16 protein-coding genes are annotated in these 16,750 nt (G+C 62.9%); 3 read left to right on the top strand and 13 right to left on the bottom strand.

Features of this window, described 5'->3' with window-relative positions:
- The first annotated feature begins 102 nt into the window (after positions 1–102).
- Positions 103–627, top strand: coding sequence for an Mpo1 family 2-hydroxy fatty acid dioxygenase (locus PMI20_RS04395; protein WP_007921526.1), 525 nt, complete (start codon positions 103–105; stop codon positions 625–627).
- A 110-nt stretch (positions 628–737) separates the two neighbouring features.
- Here the strand turns inward: PMI20_RS04395 and PMI20_RS04390 are convergent, their stop codons facing one another.
- From PMI20_RS04390 to dibA, 6 genes are all read right to left on the bottom strand, one after another.
- A complete protein-coding gene (locus PMI20_RS04390) occupies positions 738–1,727 on the bottom strand; it encodes a sulfate/molybdate ABC transporter ATP-binding protein (RefSeq protein ID WP_007921524.1) in 990 nt (329 codons plus the stop codon).
- A 3-nt stretch (positions 1,728–1,730) separates the two neighbouring features.
- The gene (gene cysW, locus PMI20_RS04385) at positions 1,731–2,603 is read right to left on the bottom strand and encodes a sulfate ABC transporter permease subunit CysW (protein ID WP_007921522.1); all 873 of its coding nucleotides are present in this window, start codon (positions 2,601–2,603) and stop codon (positions 1,731–1,733) included.
- Positions 2,604–2,616: 13 nt separating this feature from the next.
- Complete coding sequence (gene cysT, locus PMI20_RS04380) at positions 2,617–3,435, bottom strand: sulfate ABC transporter permease subunit CysT (RefSeq protein ID WP_007921521.1); 819 nt, start codon at positions 3,433–3,435, stop codon at positions 2,617–2,619.
- 141 nt (positions 3,436–3,576) lie between these two features.
- Positions 3,577–4,587: a sulfate ABC transporter substrate-binding protein gene (locus tag PMI20_RS04375; protein WP_007921518.1), complete on the bottom strand. Its 1,011-nt coding sequence runs from the start codon at positions 4,585–4,587 to the stop codon at positions 3,577–3,579.
- 155 nt (positions 4,588–4,742) lie between these two features.
- On the bottom strand, positions 4,743–4,925 hold the full coding sequence (oscA, locus tag PMI20_RS04370) for a sulfur starvation response protein OscA (RefSeq protein WP_007921516.1): 183 nt from the start codon (positions 4,923–4,925) through the stop codon (positions 4,743–4,745).
- 289 nt (positions 4,926–5,214) lie between these two features.
- Positions 5,215–7,134, bottom strand: coding sequence for a phosphodiesterase DibA (gene dibA, locus PMI20_RS04365; RefSeq protein WP_007921514.1), 1,920 nt, complete (start codon positions 7,132–7,134; stop codon positions 5,215–5,217).
- A 145-nt stretch (positions 7,135–7,279) separates the two neighbouring features.
- On the opposite strand from dibA, the gene desA reads away from it, so the two are divergent.
- On the top strand, positions 7,280–8,464 hold the full coding sequence (gene desA / locus PMI20_RS04360; protein ID WP_007921512.1) for a delta-9 fatty acid desaturase DesA: 1,185 nt from the start codon (positions 7,280–7,282) through the stop codon (positions 8,462–8,464).
- Positions 8,465–8,712: 248 nt separating this feature from the next.
- A complete protein-coding gene (locus PMI20_RS04355; protein WP_007921510.1) occupies positions 8,713–9,705 on the top strand; it encodes a GGDEF domain-containing protein in 993 nt (330 codons plus the stop codon).
- Positions 9,706–9,886: 181 nt separating this feature from the next.
- Here the strand turns inward: PMI20_RS04355 and PMI20_RS04350 are convergent, their stop codons facing one another.
- From PMI20_RS04350 to PMI20_RS04320, 7 genes are all read right to left on the bottom strand, one after another.
- Positions 9,887–11,116, bottom strand: a complete 1,230-nt coding sequence (locus tag PMI20_RS04350; RefSeq protein ID WP_007930338.1) for an HDOD domain-containing protein — start codon at positions 11,114–11,116, stop codon at positions 9,887–9,889.
- A 139-nt stretch (positions 11,117–11,255) separates the two neighbouring features.
- Complete coding sequence (gene gabT, locus PMI20_RS04345) at positions 11,256–12,533, bottom strand: 4-aminobutyrate--2-oxoglutarate transaminase (protein ID WP_007930337.1); 1,278 nt, start codon at positions 12,531–12,533, stop codon at positions 11,256–11,258.
- Between the two features lie 187 nt (positions 12,534–12,720).
- On the bottom strand, positions 12,721–14,163 hold the full coding sequence (gabD, locus tag PMI20_RS04340) for an NADP-dependent succinate-semialdehyde dehydrogenase (RefSeq protein ID WP_007930336.1): 1,443 nt from the start codon (positions 14,161–14,163) through the stop codon (positions 12,721–12,723).
- A gap of 348 nt (positions 14,164–14,511) precedes the next feature.
- Positions 14,512–14,757 carry a RebB family R body protein gene (locus tag PMI20_RS04335; RefSeq protein WP_007930335.1) on the bottom strand — a complete coding sequence of 82 codons (246 nt, stop codon included), beginning with the start codon at positions 14,755–14,757 and terminating at the stop codon, positions 14,512–14,514.
- Between the two features lie 84 nt (positions 14,758–14,841).
- Entirely contained in the window at positions 14,842–15,324 is a 483-nt protein-coding gene (locus PMI20_RS04330; protein ID WP_007930333.1) for a hypothetical protein, read from the bottom strand.
- Between the two features lie 36 nt (positions 15,325–15,360).
- Positions 15,361–15,993 carry a hypothetical protein gene (locus PMI20_RS04325; protein ID WP_007930332.1) on the bottom strand — a complete coding sequence of 211 codons (633 nt, stop codon included), beginning with the start codon at positions 15,991–15,993 and terminating at the stop codon, positions 15,361–15,363.
- Positions 15,994–16,079: 86 nt separating this feature from the next.
- Positions 16,080–16,739 carry a hypothetical protein gene (locus tag PMI20_RS04320; RefSeq protein WP_007930330.1) on the bottom strand — a complete coding sequence of 220 codons (660 nt, stop codon included), beginning with the start codon at positions 16,737–16,739 and terminating at the stop codon, positions 16,080–16,082.
- Between the last annotated feature and the right edge of the window lie 11 nt (positions 16,740–16,750).

Raw genomic sequence — 16,750 nt, 5'->3', positions numbered from 1 at the left:
CGATAGTTTTATCCACGGGGGCAGCGAGCCGATTGTCGCCTAGCCGACAGAACCGGCGATCGGCGCAGGGCATGATTCGATCACCCTACAGGAGGAACAACAATGAAAAGCCTCGTCGACCATCTCAGTCAATACGCCGCCTACCACCGTGATCCGCGCAACATCGCCAGCCACTTTATCGGCATTCCGCTGATTGTGCTGGCCGTCGCCGTACTGCTGTCGCGCCCCGCCTGGCCGGTCGCCGGGCTGTGGCTGTCGCCGGCGCTGCTGCTGGCGCTGGCGTCCTGCGCGTTCTACCTGCGCCTGGAACTGCGCCTGGGCCTGCTGATGACGCTGCTGATGGGGCTGTCAGTGTGGGCCGGCCATGGGCTGGCGCAGCAAAGCACCCTGGTCTGGCTGGCCAGCGGGGTGGGCATGTTCGTGATCGGCTGGGTGATCCAGTTCGTCGGCCATTACTACGAAGGACGCAAGCCGGCCTTTGTCGATGACGTCTCGGGGCTGATCGTCGGGCCGTTGTTCGTGGTGGCGGAGCTGGCGTTTCTGCTGGGGCTGCGCCAGGCGCTCAAGCATGAAATCGAGGCGCGGGTGGGAGGGGTGCGGGTCAATCCGAAGCGTGCCGCTGTTTGAAATGGCTATCGCGAGCAAGCTCGCTCCTACAAGGGATGGGGTTGACCATAAGCTCATGGGTCATCCCCGGATAATTGTAGGAGCGAGCTTGCTCGCGATGCTTTCGGCTTTTAGATATTGGCGACCTTCTGCCAGACCTTGGGCTTGAAGAACAGCGTCTCGCCCTTGGCCAGCCCGACCAGGCTGTCATGGTCCTTCACCACTTCGGCCTCGATCAGCTCGCTCTGCCCTTCAACCTTCAAGGTCACCCGCGTGGTGGCGCCCAGCGGACGGATATCGCGCACTTCGGCGGCATGGTGGTCGGCCAGTTCGGAGCGTGACAGCGACACTTCGTGCGGGCGGAACAGCACATGGTGATCCTCGCCCAGGTGCAGGCGGTTGGAGTCGCCGAGGAAGTGATAGACGAAGTCGCTGGCCGGGTTCTCGTACACCTCGCCCGGCGAGCCGATCTGCTCGATCACGCCCTTGTTCATCACCACGATACGGTCCGCCACTTCCATGGCTTCTTCCTGGTCGTGGGTGACGAATACCGAGGTCAGGTTGATGTCTTCGTGCAGCCGCGCCAGCCAGCGCCGCAGCTCCTTGCGCACCTTGGCATCCAGGGCGCCGAAGGGTTCGTCCAGCAGCAGCACTTTCGGCTCCACCGCCAGGGCGCGGGCCAGGGCGATCCGCTGGCGCTGGCCACCGGACAGCTGTTCCGGGTAGCGGTCGGCGAGCCAGTCCAGCTGCACCATGTTCAACAGCTCATGGACCTTCTCGGCGATCTTGCTTTCGCTCGGGCGCTGGTTTTTCGGCTTCATGCGCAGGCCGAAGGCAACGTTGTCGAACACGCTCATGTGGCGGAACAGCGCGTAGTGCTGGAACACGAAACCGACGTTGCGATCGCGCACATCGTGGCCGGAGACGTCCTCGCCGTGGAACACGATGCTGCCGGCGTCCGGGGTTTCCAGGCCGGCGATGATCCGCAGCAGGGTGGTCTTGCCGCAGCCGGACGGGCCCAGCAGCGCCACCAGCTCGCCGCTCTGGATGTCCAGGTTGATGCTGTTCAGGGCCTTGAAGGCGTTGAAATTCTTGCTGACGTTACGGACTTCGATCGACATGATTCATTCCTCCGCGGCGCTGGCGCGCAGGCGGTTGATACGGTTTTCGCTCCACTGCTTGAGCAGCAGGATGAAGAGCGCCAGGATCAGCAACAGGCTCGCGACGGCGAACGCGGCGACGTGGTTGTATTCGTTGTAGAGGATCTCGACGTGCAGCGGCAGGGTGTTGGTCACCCCGCGAATGTGCCCGGAAACCACCGACACCGCGCCGAATTCACCCATGGCCCGCGCGGTGCAGAGCACCACGCCGTAGATCAGGCCCCACTTGATGTTCGGCACGGTCACATGCCAGAACATCTGCCAGCCGTTGGCCCCCAGCAGCCGCGCGGCTTCCTCTTCCTGGGTGCCCTGTTCCTGCATCAGCGGGATCAGCTCACGGGCGACGAAGGGCACGGTGACGAAGATGGTCGCCAGGACGATGCCCGGCAGGGCGAACACGATCTGGATATCGTGATCCTGCAGCCACGGCCCGAACAGGCCCTGGGCGCCGAACATCAGCACATAGACCAGGCCGGCGATCACCGGCGAGACTGAGAACGGCAAATCGATCAGGGTCACCAGGATGCTCTTGCCGCGGAAGGTGTACTTGCTCACACACCAGGCGGCGCTGACGCCGAACACCAGGTTCAGCGGCACCGAGATCAGCACGGCGATCACCGTCAGCTTCAGGGCCGACAACGCGTCCGGCTCGAAGATCGCGGCGAAGAACGCGCCGAGGCCGAGCTTGAGCCCCTGGGACACCACGATAAACAGCGGCAGCAGCAGGAACAGGGCGAAGATCAGCCAGCCGAGGCCGATCAGGATGCGCCGCGAGGTGGCGCTGCCACGACGGTCGGCGTTGGCCGAAGAGGCTGCGGAAATGGACGATTGGGACATGGTTCGCGCCTCCTTAAGGTCGTTCGATGCGCCGCTGCAGCAGGTTGATCAGCAGCAACAGGACAAAGGAAACCACCAGCATCAACACGCCGATGGAGGTCGCGCCGGTGTAATCGTACTGGTCGAGCTTGACCATGATCAGCAGCGGCAGGATTTCGGTTTTCATCGGCATGTTGCCGGCGATGAAGATCACCGAACCGTACTCGCCGACACCCCGGGCAAAGGCCAGGGCGAAACCAGTCAGCCAGGCCGGCAGCAGCGCCGGTACCAGGATGTGGCGGAACACCTGCCAGGGCTTGGCGCCGAGGCAGGCGGCGGCTTCTTCGACCTCACGGGGAATGTCGGCCAGCACCGGCTGCACGGTGCGCACCACGAACGGCAGGGTGACGAAGGTCAGCGCCAGGGTGATGCCCAGGGGGGTATAGGCGATCTTGAAACCCAGGTCGGTGGCGAACTGGCCGACCAGGCCGGTCGGCGCGTACAGCGCGGTCAGCGCGATACCGGCCACCGCGGTGGGCAAGGCGAACGGCAGGTCGATCATCGCATCGATGATCTTGCGTCCGGGAAAGCTGTAGCGCACCAGCACCCAGGCCAGCAGCGTGCCGATCACGCCATTGATGATCGCCGCGTACAGCGCCGTGCCGAAGCTCAGCTTGAGCGCGGCGAGCACCCGCGGCGCCGAGACAATGGCCCAGAACTGATCCCAGGTGAGTTGGGCGGCATGCACGAACATCGCCGCCAGGGGTATGAGCACAATCAGGCTGAGGTACACCAAGGTGTAGCCCAGCGTCAGCCCGAAGCCGGGTATGACGGGGGAGATACGACGCGACATAAAAGTCCTTGGTTAGCGGGTAGATACCATTGTAGGAGCGAGCTTGCTCGCGAAGAACTCAAGGGCACCGCGCTCAATCAGAATGTACGCGTTATCGTTGACGATCTTCGCGAGCAAGCTCGCTCCTACAGGTAGTGTTGCTTACTGCGCCTGGTAGATCTGGTCGAACACCCCGCCATCGTTGAAGAATTTCGGTTGGGCAGTTTTCCAGCCGCCGAAGTCCTTGTCGATGGTCACCAGGTCCAGTTTGGGGAACTGCTGGGCGTATTTGGCCGCCACATCCTTGTCCCGCGGACGATAGAAGTTCTTCGCCGCGATTTCCTGGCCAGCCGGGCTGTACAGGTGCTTGAGGTAGGCCTCGGCGATCTCGGTGTTGCCCTTTTTCTCGGCGTTCTTGTCCACCACCGCCACGGGCGGCTCGGCGAGGATCGACAGCGAAGGCACCACGATGTCGAACTTGTCGGCGCCGCCGTCTTCCTTCAATGCCAGGAAGGCTTCGTTTTCCCAGGCCAGCAACACGTCGCCCTGACCGTTGTTGACGAAGGTGATGGTCGAGCCGCGGGCGCCGGTATCCAGCACCGGTACGTGCTTGAACAGCTCCTTCACGTATTCCTGGGCACGGGCTTCGCTGCCACCGGCTTTCAGGCCATAGGCCCAGGCGGCGAGGAAGTTCCAGCGGGCGCCGCCGGAGGTTTTCGGGTTCGGCGTGATCACCGACACGTCTTTCTTGATCAGGTCGCCCCAGTCCTTGATGCCCTTGGGGTTGCCCTTGCGCACCAGGAACACGATGGTCGAGGTGTAGGGCGTGCTCGCATCCGGCAGGCGTGTTTGCCAGTCGGCCGGCAGGGTCTTGCCGAGCTTGGCGATTTCATCGATGTCGCCGGCCAGGGCCAGGGTCACCACATCGGCGCGCAGGCCGTCGATCACCGCGCGGCCCTGCTTGCCCGAGCCACCGTGGGATTGCTGGATCTTGACGTTGTCGCCCGGGTGTTCCTTTTTCCAGAAGCTTGTGAATTCGCTGTTGTAGTCCTGGTACAGCTCGCGGGTCGGGTCGTACGACACGTTGAGCAACTCGTAATCCTTGGCAACGGCGGAACCGGCAAAAACGGCGCTGGCGAGGGCGGCCAGGGCATAACGGCGAATCGACGACATGATGGAGCTCCCGAAATTTTTTAATGTGCTGGCATTTTTCTTATGGCGAATCAGGCCCGCATTCGTGGGCGAACGCTGGGGTTCAGGCTGGGGGTCATGGATGACGCCCTCCGGTTGTCCAGTCGGGCCTCTCGTGGCGAGAGGTGGTGCGGCGTTCAGCTTGGTTTGTTGCCAGGGTGTTGCAGGCGGAACTTTTCCTTGCGTTCGATCTGCACGACCTGGGCGTTGTGCACGGTGATTTCCACCGCGCCGAAACGCAGGTCGCGCAATGCGCTTTGAATCTCGCGCAAGATGGTTTGTTCGTCCTGGCCGTCAACGCTACGAAGAGATGCGCTCATGGTGTTGCTCCTGAATGAGATGTGCCTGGCAGTGGCGGCACTGCTTGCGGCGTGAGGGCAATAGTAGATAGGCGCAGATATTCTTAAAAATACTATTTAAGAATGTTTATATAACCAGAAGAAATTATTTGAATTGACGCGGGGTTGCGTGAGATTGCACCACCAACCCGCCTCTGTAGGAGCGAAGCTTGCTCGCGATCGAGGCACCACGGTGCATCAGACAGGACGCCATCGCGGGCAAGCCTCGCTCCTACAGAAACGAGCGCCTGCCCGCGATGCCTCGACAGGATCAGTGAATTTGCGGCGCCCGGTTCCATTGCAGTTGCGCCGCCGGCACCGGGCGGCCGAACCAGTAGCCCTGGCCCAGGTCGCAGCCCTGGTCGAGGAGGAAGCGCGCCTGTTCCACCTGTTCGATGCCTTCGGCGTGCACCTGCATGCCCATGCTCTGGGCCAGGGCGATGATCACCCGGGAGATCGCCGCGTCGTCTTCGTCCCCCGGCAGGCCGGCGACAAAACCCTGGTCGATCTTCAGCTTCTGCACCGGCAGGCGCTTGAGCCGCAACAGCGAGGAATAACCGGTGCCGAAGTCGTCGATGGCCAGGCGCAGCCCCAGTTCGCGCAGGCGATGCATCTGCTCCAGGGCGACTTCCGGGTCTTCCATCACCGCGCTTTCGGTGACTTCCAGCTCCAGGTAGGCCGGGTCCAGGCCGGTGTCGTGCAGCACCTGGGCCACCTGCTGGTACAGCTCGCGGCGGGCGAACAGGCGGCTGGAGACATTCACCGCGACGAACGACAACGCCATGCCCTCCGCCTGCCATTGGCACATCTGCCGACAGGCCTGCTGCATGACCCAGGCATCGATCTCAGCGATCAGCCCGGCGCGCTCGGCAATCGGAATGAACTCGCCAGGCGGCACCAGGCCACGCTGCGGGTGCTCCCAGCGCACCAGCGCCTCGACCCCGACCAGGCGGCTGCTGGCAAGGTCGTGCACCGGCTGGTAGAACACCCGCAGCTCCTGCTGCTCCAGGGCGCGGCGCAATTCGAAGGCAATTTCCACCCGTTGCTGGGCGTGGGCCGTCAGTTCCTCGGTGTACAGCGCGTAACTGTCGCGCCCGGCGCTCTTGGCCTTGAACAACGCCGTGTCGGCATTGCGCAACAGTTGCTCGGCGCTCAGGGCATCGCTGGGAAACAGGCTGATGCCGATGCTGGCATTGATGAACAGCTGGTTCTCGTCCATCAGGAAAGGCTGCTTCACCCCGTCGATGATGCGCTGCGCCAGCACCGCGGCCTGCCCCGGCTGCGCGCAGCTCTCGACCAGCACCGCGAACTCGTCGCCGCCCAGCCGCGCCAGGGTGATGCCCGGGCCGAACATGCCTTGCAGGCGCTGGGCCACGGCCTTGAGCAGGCGGTCGCCGACATTGTGTCCGAGGCTGTCGTTGATCATCTTGAAGTGATCCAGGTCGACCATCAGCAGCGCACAGCCGCGCTTGTGGATCTGCGCCGACGCCAGGGCCTGCTCGGCGCGGTCAGTGAACAGCAGGCGATTGGGCAGGTCGGTCAGCGGGTCGTGGTGCGCCAGGTGGGCCAGTTCGTGCTCGGAATCCTTGATCGCGCTGATGTCGGAAAACACCGCGACATAGTGGCTGAGCTGGCCGTCGTCATCGCGGATGGCGCGGATGGTCTGCCACTGCGGGTAGATCTCGCCGCATTTGCGTCGGTTCCAGATCTCGCCGCTCCACTCGCCCGTGGCGTTCAGCGAATCGAACATGGCCTGGTAGAAATCCGCCGTGTGGTGCCCGGACTTGAACAGGCTCGGCTGGCGGCCCAGCACCTCGTCGCGCTGATAGCCGGTGATCTCGATGAACGCGCGGTTCACGTGGACGATCTGGCCCCGGCGGTCGCTGACCAGCACACCTTCGCGGGTGCAATCGAACACGGCGGCCGCCTGGCGCAGACGCTCGCGGTCCTCGCGCTGGTGATGCCGCCAGGAGTCGGCACCCAGCAAACGCAACAGGCGGCCCCGCGCGATGAAGATCAGGACCGCGCTGACCAGGGCCCAGAGATACCCGTTGATCAGTTGCCAGCGCGCCAGATCGTTCGACTCATCGAAGAAACTGCTCAATAAATGACCACTGAGCTGCAACCACACCACAGACAACAAGAGATAGAGCAAGGCTGCGCGCAAAGCGTCGCGGGAAGAAACCGACATAAGGTCGTCAATGTCCTTACGGAAAGCTTGGGATTATAGAGGAAGAAACATCTCGCCACTCTTATCTGAAAGGGCGACTGGTTTTCTCTGTGGGCTCGGTGATAATGCGACTGCTGTTTTTTCTTTATCGAGGGCCCTACAGCCTATGTGGTACGAAGGTTTTCTTGGCTTGTCGGCCTGGCAACTGGTGGCAGTCACCCTGTTAATGACTCACGTGACCATCGTTGGCGTCACGGTTTACCTGCATCGCTATTCAGCCCACCGCTCCCTGGAGCTCAATGCCGGCCTGAAACATTTCTTCCGCTTCTGGCTGTGGCTGACCACAGCGCAGAACACCCGCGAGTGGACCGCCATCCACCGCAAGCACCACGCCAAATGCGAAACCGAGGATGACCCCCACAGCCCGGTGATCAAGGGCCTGTCCACGGTGCTGCGCAAAGGCGCCGAGCTGTACCGCGAAGAGGCGAAAAACCCGGAAACCCTGCGCATCTACGGCAAGAACTGCCCGGACGACTGGATCGAACGCAACCTCTACTCGCGCTACAAGCTGGGCGGCGTGGCGCTGATGGCGGTGATCGACCTGCTGCTGTTCGGCACCATCGGCATCACCATCTGGGCGATCCAGATGATGTGGATCCCGGTCTGGGCCGCCGGCGTGATCAACGGCCTGGGCCATGCGGTCGGCTATCGCAACTTCGAATGCCGCGACGCGGCCACCAACCTGGTGCCCTGGGGCATCCTGGTCGGCGGCGAAGAGCTGCACAACAACCATCACACCTACCCCAACTCGGCCAAGCTGTCGGTGAAGAAGTGGGAGTTCGACCTGGGCTGGGCCTGGATCAAGGTGTTCAGCTTCCTGCGCCTGGCCAAGGTGCAGCGGGTCGCGCCGATCGCCCACCGGGTCGAAGGCAAGGGCCACCTGGACATGGACACGGCGATGGCGATCCTCAACAACCGTTTCCAGATCATGGCCCAGTACCGCAAGCTGGTGATCGCGCCGCTGGTCAAGCAGGAGCTGGACAAGGTCGATCACTCGGTGCGCCACCAGTTCCATCGCGCCAAGCGCCTGCTGTCGCGGGAGACCAGCCTGCTGGAAGAGCGCCACCATGCGCGTATCCAGAACATGCTGGAGCACAGCCAGGCCCTGAAAGTGATCTACGAAAAACGCCTGGCGCTGCAGCAGATCTGGGCCAAGACCAGCTCCAACGGCCACGACATGCTGGCGGCGATCAAGGACTGGGTCCACGAAGCCGAGGCCAGCGGGATCCAATCGCTGCGCGACTTCGCCAGCCAGTTGAAAACCTACTCGCTGCGCCCCGCCAGCCTCTGACGCTGGCCCGCTCATCCGCCATGGCGAGCCCGGCTGCCGTGGCGGGTGGGCTTCGCTGCCCTCCCCGCCCCATGAACTCCAGCCCGTCCTGCGCGCTACCGTGACCGCCCAGCGGCTGCCGGCTCCCAGACCGCGGCAAACGGGAACTTCGTCACCAATCCCCTATCTCAAGCAACACTTCGCCATCCAGGCGGGCTTTCCGTGGCCGCTTCGTTTCCCGAGCGGCGAGCGCTTTGAGATCGGTGCCGATGGCCAACAAGAACCCACAACTCCCATCCGCTTTTCCCCAGTGGCCCGAGGCCGCGCAAACCCTGATGGCGCTGATGCATGCCCAGGGCGAGGTCGCCCGGCTGACAGAACGCGAACAGCTGTTCAGCTCGTTGCTGGTCAGCGTCAATGCCGTGCTCTGGGCCTTCGACTGGGAAGCCCGCCAGGTGCTGTATGTCAGTCCGGCGTATGAACGCATTTTCGGCCGCTCCGCCGGCCTGCTGCTGGCCGACGCCAACGAATGGCGCGACAGCGTCTACCCCGACGACCTCGAATACGCCGAGCGGACCCTGGCCCAGGTGCTGGAAAAAGGCGCGGTGGAAGACCGCGAATACCGCATCATCGATGCCCAGGGCCAGGTCCGCTGGCTCAGCGACAAATGCTTCATCAATCGCAATGCCGCCCCCGGGGACCGGGTGATCATCGTCGGCCTGGCCGAGGACATCACCGAGAAAAAGCACCTGGAAACCGAGCTGCAACGCCTGGCCACCACCGACGTGCTGACCCAGAGCAGCAACCGCCGGCACTTCTTCGAATGCGCCAACCGCGAATTCGAGCAGGCGCGCCAGCAAGGCACGCCGCTGGCCTTCCTGCTGCTGGATATCGATGACTTCAAGGTGGTCAACGATACCTACGGCCACCCCGAGGGCGATAACGTCCTGCAACGCATCGCCGAGACCGGCCGCGCGACCCTGCGCCGTGGCGACCTGTTCGGGCGTATCGGTGGCGAGGAGTTCGCCGCCCTATTCCCCGGCTGCGCCCCGGACATGGCACGCCAGGTTGCCGAACGCCTGCAGCGGGAAATCCAGCGCCTGACCTTCAGCCATGGCGAGGAACAGTTCAGCATCACCGTCAGCCAGGGCCTGACCAGCCTCACCGCCGACGACGAAAAACTCGACAGCCTCTTCGCCCGCGCCGACGCGGCGATGTACGAAGCCAAGCGCCAGGGCAAGAACCGGATCGTTTCGGGGTAGGTCGCAACTGCAACCCACCGTAGCCGCTGCCGAGCCCGCGAGGCTGCGATCGGCTGCGCAGCAGTCGTAACACCCGGCAACTTGATCTTCCTGGCGAACCGCGTGCCCAGGTTTGGCGAGGACTTTGTCCTCGAACGCAGCCTCGCGGGCTCGGCAGCGGCTACAGGATTGCGCGGCGTCCTCACGCTTCTCGCGTATCGGTTTTACGCAGGCGAACCAGCTCCGGCAGGCCGATCTTGAGCAGGCGCGCGGTCTTGCTGTCGGCCAGCTCTTCGAGGCCCTCGGAGGGCCGCAGGCGGGCGAGCTGGGCAGAGAGGTTCATCACCAAAGCCTCGCGGGAATAAACCCCGCCACCGAGCTGGTAGGCCGAAGCAATCAGCTCGCGCAGCTCCAGCGGCAGGCGCCAGCGGGTGCGCAAGGCCGAACCATAGGCCGCGCCGAACTGCGCCAGGGCATCGCCGATCTCTTCCATGTCGTCCAGCGCGCCACCGGCTTGCTTCCACTCTTGCAGGCAGCGCAGCAGCGCCAGGTCCCCCAGGCGATGCAGCATGCCGGCGCAATAGCAGCGCTCCTGGTCCAGGTCCAGCAAGCGGGCCAGGGTCCGGCCGTATTCCGCGGTGTGCAGCGACAGTTCCCAGTAACGCTCGGCGTAATCGCCCAGGGCCGGGTCGCTCAGGCGCGCGCTGCGCTTGAGCGCCAGGCCGAGAATCAGGTTCATGCTCTGCCCGGTACCCAGCCGGTGGAGGGCCTGGGCCAGGGTCTGCACCGCGCTGCCATGGTGCTGGGCGGCGCTGTTGGCCGCGGCGATCAGCACCGCGTTGATCTGCGGGTCGGTACGCACCTCTTCTTCCAGCAGCTTGAGGTCGAGACCATCGGGGTTGAGGCTGCGCTTCACCGCCAGTTGCACATCGGCGAGCAACGGCGCGCCGTCGGCCAGCTCGCGGCGGCGCTCGAGAAAGGTCCACAGGGTCATGCCCGGCGCCAGGATCGGCACCTCGCACGACACTTCCTGGCCGGGATCCAGCAGCAGGTCCTGCAGGCGCTGGGTCAGGCCTTCCATGTTCAGCGGCTTGGTCAGGTAGGCCGTCGGCGCCAGCGGCAAGGCTTCGCGCACGCTGGCGCTGTCGTTGCGGGTGCTCATGAGGATAAAAGGCAGCACTGGGTTGCGCTTGCGCTGACGCACGCTGCGCAGCAGGCCCAGGCCGTCGACGCCGGGCAACTCCCAGTCGGCGATCACCAGGTCATAGGGATTTTCGGCCAGCAGTTGCAGGGCTTCCTGACCGTCGGCGCACACGTCCAGCCGCGCGTCGCAACGTACATTCAACAACACCTGCTTGAGCAAATCGCGCGACCAAGGGTCCGCCTCGGCAATCAACACTCGCGGTACAGCGGGTAAATCCACAGCAGTCATGCAGCACGCTCCCTGGGCAATCCTTTGCACCTTAGTCAATGCCGAGCCTTCCATACAGCGCAAATGCACTGCGCAGCCTCTATCGGCACAAAAAAACCCGCCGAGGCGGGTCTTTTTGTCAATCAGGTCACAGGCGGGATCAGAGTTCGGAGAAGCACTCTTCGATGATCGCCAGGCCCTTGTCCAGCTGCTCGTCCGGCGAGGTCAGCGGAACCAGCACGCGCAGGACGTTGCCGTAGGTGCCGCAGGACAGCAGGATCAGGCCCTTGTCGCGCGCCTTGGCAACAACCTGTGCCACGGCGGCCGCGTTCGGCTTGTGGCTGTCGCCGTTCTCGAACAGCTCGACCGCGATCATCGCGCCCAGGGCACGCACGTCGCCGATCACCGGGTACTTGGCCTGGATAGCCTTGAGGCCGGTCACCAGACGCTCGCCGACCGCCTTGCAACGGTCCAGCAGGTGCTCTTCCTCGAACACTTCCATCACGGCCAGGGCCGCGGCGCAGGCGATCGGGCTACCGGCGTAGGTGCCGCCCAGGCCGCCTGGCGCGATGGCGTCCATGTATTCGGCCTTGCCGCAGACACCGGCCAGCGGGAAGCCGCCAGCGATGGACTTGGCGAAGGTGGTCAGGTCGGCGGCAACGCCCATCTGCTCCATGGCGAAGAAGGTGCCGGTACGGCCAGCGCCGGTCTGCACTTCGTCGGCGATCAGCAGGATGCCGTGCTGGTCGCACAGGGCGCGCAGACGCTTCATGAACTCTTTAGGCGCGACGTAGAAGCCGCCTTCGCCCTGCACCGGCTCGATGATGATCGCGGCGATGTCACGTGGCTCGGCATCGTTCTTGAAGATGCGCTCGATGCTGGCGATCGAATCGTCGATGCTCACACCGTGCAGCTCGTTCGGGTACAGCGCGCGGAAGATGCCGCCTGGCATCAGGCCCATGCCGGCCGAGTAAGGCACGACCTTGCCGGTCAGGCCCAGGGTCATCATGGTGCGACCGTGGTAGGCGCCGGTGAAGGCGATCACGCCGGCGCGGCCAGTGGCGGCACGGGCGATCTTCACCGAGTTTTCCACGGCTTCGGAACCGGTGGTCACCAGCAGGGTTTTCTTGGCGAAATCGCCCGGCACCTTGGCGTTCACTTTTTCGCACAGTTCCACGTAAGGCTCGTAGGCCAGGACCTGGAAGCAGGTGTGGGTCAGCTTGTTCAACTGCTCGGTCACCGCGGCGACGATTTTCGGGTGCAGGTGGCCGGTGTTGAGTACGGCGATACCGCCGGCGAAGTCGATGAACTCGCGACCTTCAACGTCGGTTACCGTGGCGTTCTTCGCGGAGTCGGCGAAGATCGGGTGAATCTGGCCAACACCGCGCGGTACGGCGGCTTCACGGCGTTTCATCAGGGATGCGTTGGTCTTGCTCATAGTGTCCTCATTCGCCGCTCATCGGTCGGCGTGGTTCAAGGATGACGTGGCGGGAAGGCAACCGCGGCAGCATGCGATGATCGACTGCCCCGGCTATCCCGGCCACTAACTGAAAGATCGTTTACAGCACGCCAGGGGACAGCGCTCTCGTGCCCCTGGCGCTTAAAACCATGCCTTGGCGCGGGTATCAGATGCCCAGGCAGAGGTATTTGATTTCCAGGTAATCCTCGATGCCGTACTTGGAACCTTCACGGCCCAGGCCCGAGGCCTTGATACCGCCGAACGGCGCGACTTCGTTGGAGATCAACCCGGTGTTGACGCCGACCATGCCATATTCCAGGGCTTCGGCCACACGGAACACACGGCCCAGGTCGCGAGCGTAGAAGTACGAGGCCAGGCCGAACTCGGTGTCGTTGGACATCGCGATCACTTCGGCTTCGTCCTTGAAACGGAACAGTGGCGCCAGCGGACCGAAGGTTTCTTCCTTGGCCACGGCCGCGTCTTTCGACACGTTGACCAGGATGGTCGGCTCGAAGAAGTTGCCTTCCATCGGCTTGCCGCCGGCCAGCAGGGTCGCGCCTTTGCCCAGGGCGTCGGCGATGTGTTCCTGGACCTTGGCCACGGCTTTTTCGTCGATCAGAGGACCGGTGGTGGTGCCGTCTTCCAGGCCGTTGCCGATCTTCAGCTTGGCCACCGCGGCCTTGAGTTTCTCGGCGAAGGCGTCGTAGACCGAGTCCTGGATGTACAGGCGGTTGGCGCAGACGCAGGTCTGGCCGTTGTTGCGGTACTTGGAGATGATCGCGCCTTCGACGGCCTTATCCAGGTCCGCGTCGTCGAACACGATGAACGGAGCGTTACCGCCCAGCTCCAGGGAAACCTTCTTGATGTCCTTGGCGCATTCGGCCATCAGCTGGCGACCGATTTCGGTCGAGCCGGTGAAGGACAACTTGCGCACGATCGGGTTGCTGGTCAGCTCGCCGCCGATGTCGCCGGCGCTGCCGGTGACCACGCTCAGCACACCTTTCGGAATGCCTGCGCGGTGCGCCAGTTCGACCAGGGCCAGGGCCGAGAACGGGGTCTGCGAGGCCGGCTTGATCACCATGGTGCAACCAGCGGCCAGGGCCGGGCCGGCTTTACGGGTGATCATCGCCGCCGGGAAGTTCCACGGGGTGATGGCCGCGGTCACGCCGATCGGCTGCTTGATCACGATCAGGCGCTTGTCCGGCTGGTGGCCGGGAATCACGTCGCCGTAGATGCGCTTGGCTTCTTCGGCGAACCATTCGATGAAGGAGGCGGCGTAGGCGATTTCGCCCTTGGCTTCGGCCAGTGGCTTGCCCTGCTCCAGGGTCATCAGGCGACCGAGGTCGTCCTGGTTTTCGATCAGCAGCTCATACCAGCGACGCAGCTTGGTCGCCCGCTCCTTGGCGGTCAGCGCGCGCCAGGCCGGCAGGGCCTTGTCGGCGGCTTCGATGGCGCGACGGGTTTCAGCCGCGCCCATCTTCGGCACGGTGCCGAGGATTTCGCCCGTGGCCGGGTTGTTCACTTTGATGGTCTGGCCGTTATCCGCGTCGACCCAAGCCCCATCGATGAAGGCTTGCTGGCGGAACAACTGGGCGTCTTTAAGCTGCATGTCGGTTTCCTTAACAGCACCGCGCGAGGCGGAGCGAATTGTGATTGTTGAAAGGCGCCTTGACAGGCTGCCGTCAGGAAAAACTGTTACCGGGCTCAAGCACAAAAATAGCGCCTGTCAGAATAGACGGGCGGATCGGCTCTTGGACAAGAGCGTTTGAAATCTCAAACGAATCCTAGGGTCAACCGGGGGACAGGGCAATAGGCTGTTCGAAAAAAAGAACGAAAACGCCGCTTTCCCTCAGGGATTCAGATCAATGACCATAAAAAAGCCCCCGCAACCAAAAGGCTGCGGGGGCCAGGGCGTTGGCCCGTTACGTGAACGACTTCAGTACGCTCAACAGGTTAGTTACTGGCCGATTTTCTCAGTGGCAACGGCGGTGTCTACACTGTAGATCTGCATCACGCCCTGGTTGGTAGCGGCTTGCGCCAGGGTGTTTTGCTGTTGTTGGGCCGAAACAGCGTTCTGAAACAGAATCGCCGTAGCCTGGCCCATGGATTGGTAGATGGTGCTCATCGCCATGGCTGGCGACTCGGCCACTACTTTGACGTTGGCCTGGGTGACTGCGTCGGTAATTTGCTCTGATACAGGCATAGTTCAACTTCCTTTGTTAAAACACGGGAGATTCCGTGCTAATCAATGAACGTTGCAAAACAACGAGTGTGAAGACGATCTGAATCAACCTTGCCCACACTCAGCGTGTTGCTCGCTCAGCCGTTCAAGGGCTGACTCGACTTGCTCTGCCAGCCCTTTCATTTGCACTGCCAATGCTTCTTTTACTTCGTGTCTTATCTGCTCGCTCAACACCTCCCGGATGAGCTGATCGGCTTCTGATACAGCGCTCGACGAAGACAATGATTGCTTCGCCGCCAACCATTTGCGGATCACCGCTTCATGCTGTGGCGGCTGGGGCTTCGAGGCACTTTCGTTAATAACCGAGTGTTCCATCAACTCGCGAGTGCGCTGTTTTTCACCCTCGATCAAGCGCTGGGTCCGATCGAGCAACTGATCGATGACCGTGGTTGAAGGCCCCGAAAAGGTGTCAGGGCTGCTACGAACCAACGCCTCGAGGATGTGCTTTTCTCCTGGCGACAACTTCAGGTCGAGCAGCTCGGCCAACCGGTAGATGCCGGCCATTGGAGACGGGTCTTCCTTGTCCATCTGGAGTTCCTTGGCAAGAGGCTGAAGGAGGGGCTGTTAAAACGTCACCTCTTCGCCCTGTTCCCAGAACCCGGTGCAACTGAAGCGCTGGTTGCTCTCGCAGAAGTCTGCCAACTGCCATGGATTGAGCGTCTTGGGATGGGCGAAAAACACCACCGGGGGCGGCGGTATGATGATGGCGCTGGTATACAGGTTGCCCACTTCGTACGCATTGGCGACAAACTCCGAACAGAACGAAGCCGCACCGATATCGACCGAAGCGTTGATCCTTGCCTCAAGTCCCGGGTCGTAGGAAGAGCTCTCGGATGTCGAACGCATCGCTTTCAAAAGGCTGTACTCGCCGTTGATCTCTCCGGTGCTCGCATCGACAAAAAACTGCTTGGCCACATACGCAGCCGCGTCAGCGAGGGATCGGTCCTTGCACGTGAACACCATGGCGTTGCGTTTATCTTCGACCAGGTTAGTGAGCGCCACCCCACCCCCGACACTTTCCACAACATGATTATTGTTGATGGCGAGCGCCACATGGACTATCGGCGCTCCCGGTTTGTCTTCAGACAGAAAGGCGGCTTTCAAGCGCTGCCCGAGCCCAATGAGCTTACGCGGAACACTTGTGGCCAGAGGGTCATCGTCTCTGGCTACGGTAAAAACAAGATCTCCAGGCTGCATGATGTCGCTCCTCAATAAAGAAAAGTTACTTGCACGTTGCTATTGCACAGTTCCAGAGGGGTTCTGGAACTCGATGCTCGGTAGAGTCAGGCCGTAGGCGCGGCGCGGTTGGCCAGGGTGCTGCTGTACTTGGCAATGCTCTGGTCGATCTTGTCGATGGCCATGCCCGCCGCTTCCGCTTCCATGGCGCCGGCGGCAGCGGCGACGGCGGCGGCGGCCCCCACCAGCAGATCGGTGGCCAGGGCGCCCAAGGCATCCTCGGCAGCTTTTTCGGGCTGGTTTTCGACGATATTTTTCGTCATCTGCTCGAGCAATACCGCCTGGGCCGCCAGCGCCAGCTTGCTGACCCCGTCGAAATAGCCCGCCGCCGACTGCGCCACCAGGCCGGCGGCCTGGCCGATCATCATGTCCGGGGCGATGGCGATCTGCGCCGGGGCATAGGCGAAGGTCTGGGCATTGGTGAACTGCACCGCCTCGACGATCTGGCTGTTCAGCGCATCGGTACTGCCGGTCGGCGGTGCCGCGACCTGGGCCAGCATATAGTCGTTCATGCGGTCCATCACCGTGCGCGAGGGCTTGGCCGGGGTGGGCGGTGGCGGGGGATGGTGTTCTACCTTGAGATCGGCAGCCGTTACATCAGCGGCCTTGGGATCGGCCGTATCGGGGTCGACCGCCGCAGGGTCAGTCGCCGTTATGGCGTCAGTCTCCGGTTCGGCGGCGGCAGGTTTTTTCTTGAACCAGAACATGAGGTATCTCC

The sequence above is a fragment of the Pseudomonas sp. GM17 genome (assembly GCF_000282175.2).
Taxonomy (GTDB): Bacteria; Pseudomonadota; Gammaproteobacteria; order Pseudomonadales; family Pseudomonadaceae; genus Aquipseudomonas; species Aquipseudomonas chlororaphis.
Note: the sequence above shows the minus strand (reverse complement) of the source record. Positions and strands in the feature narration are given on the sequence as shown.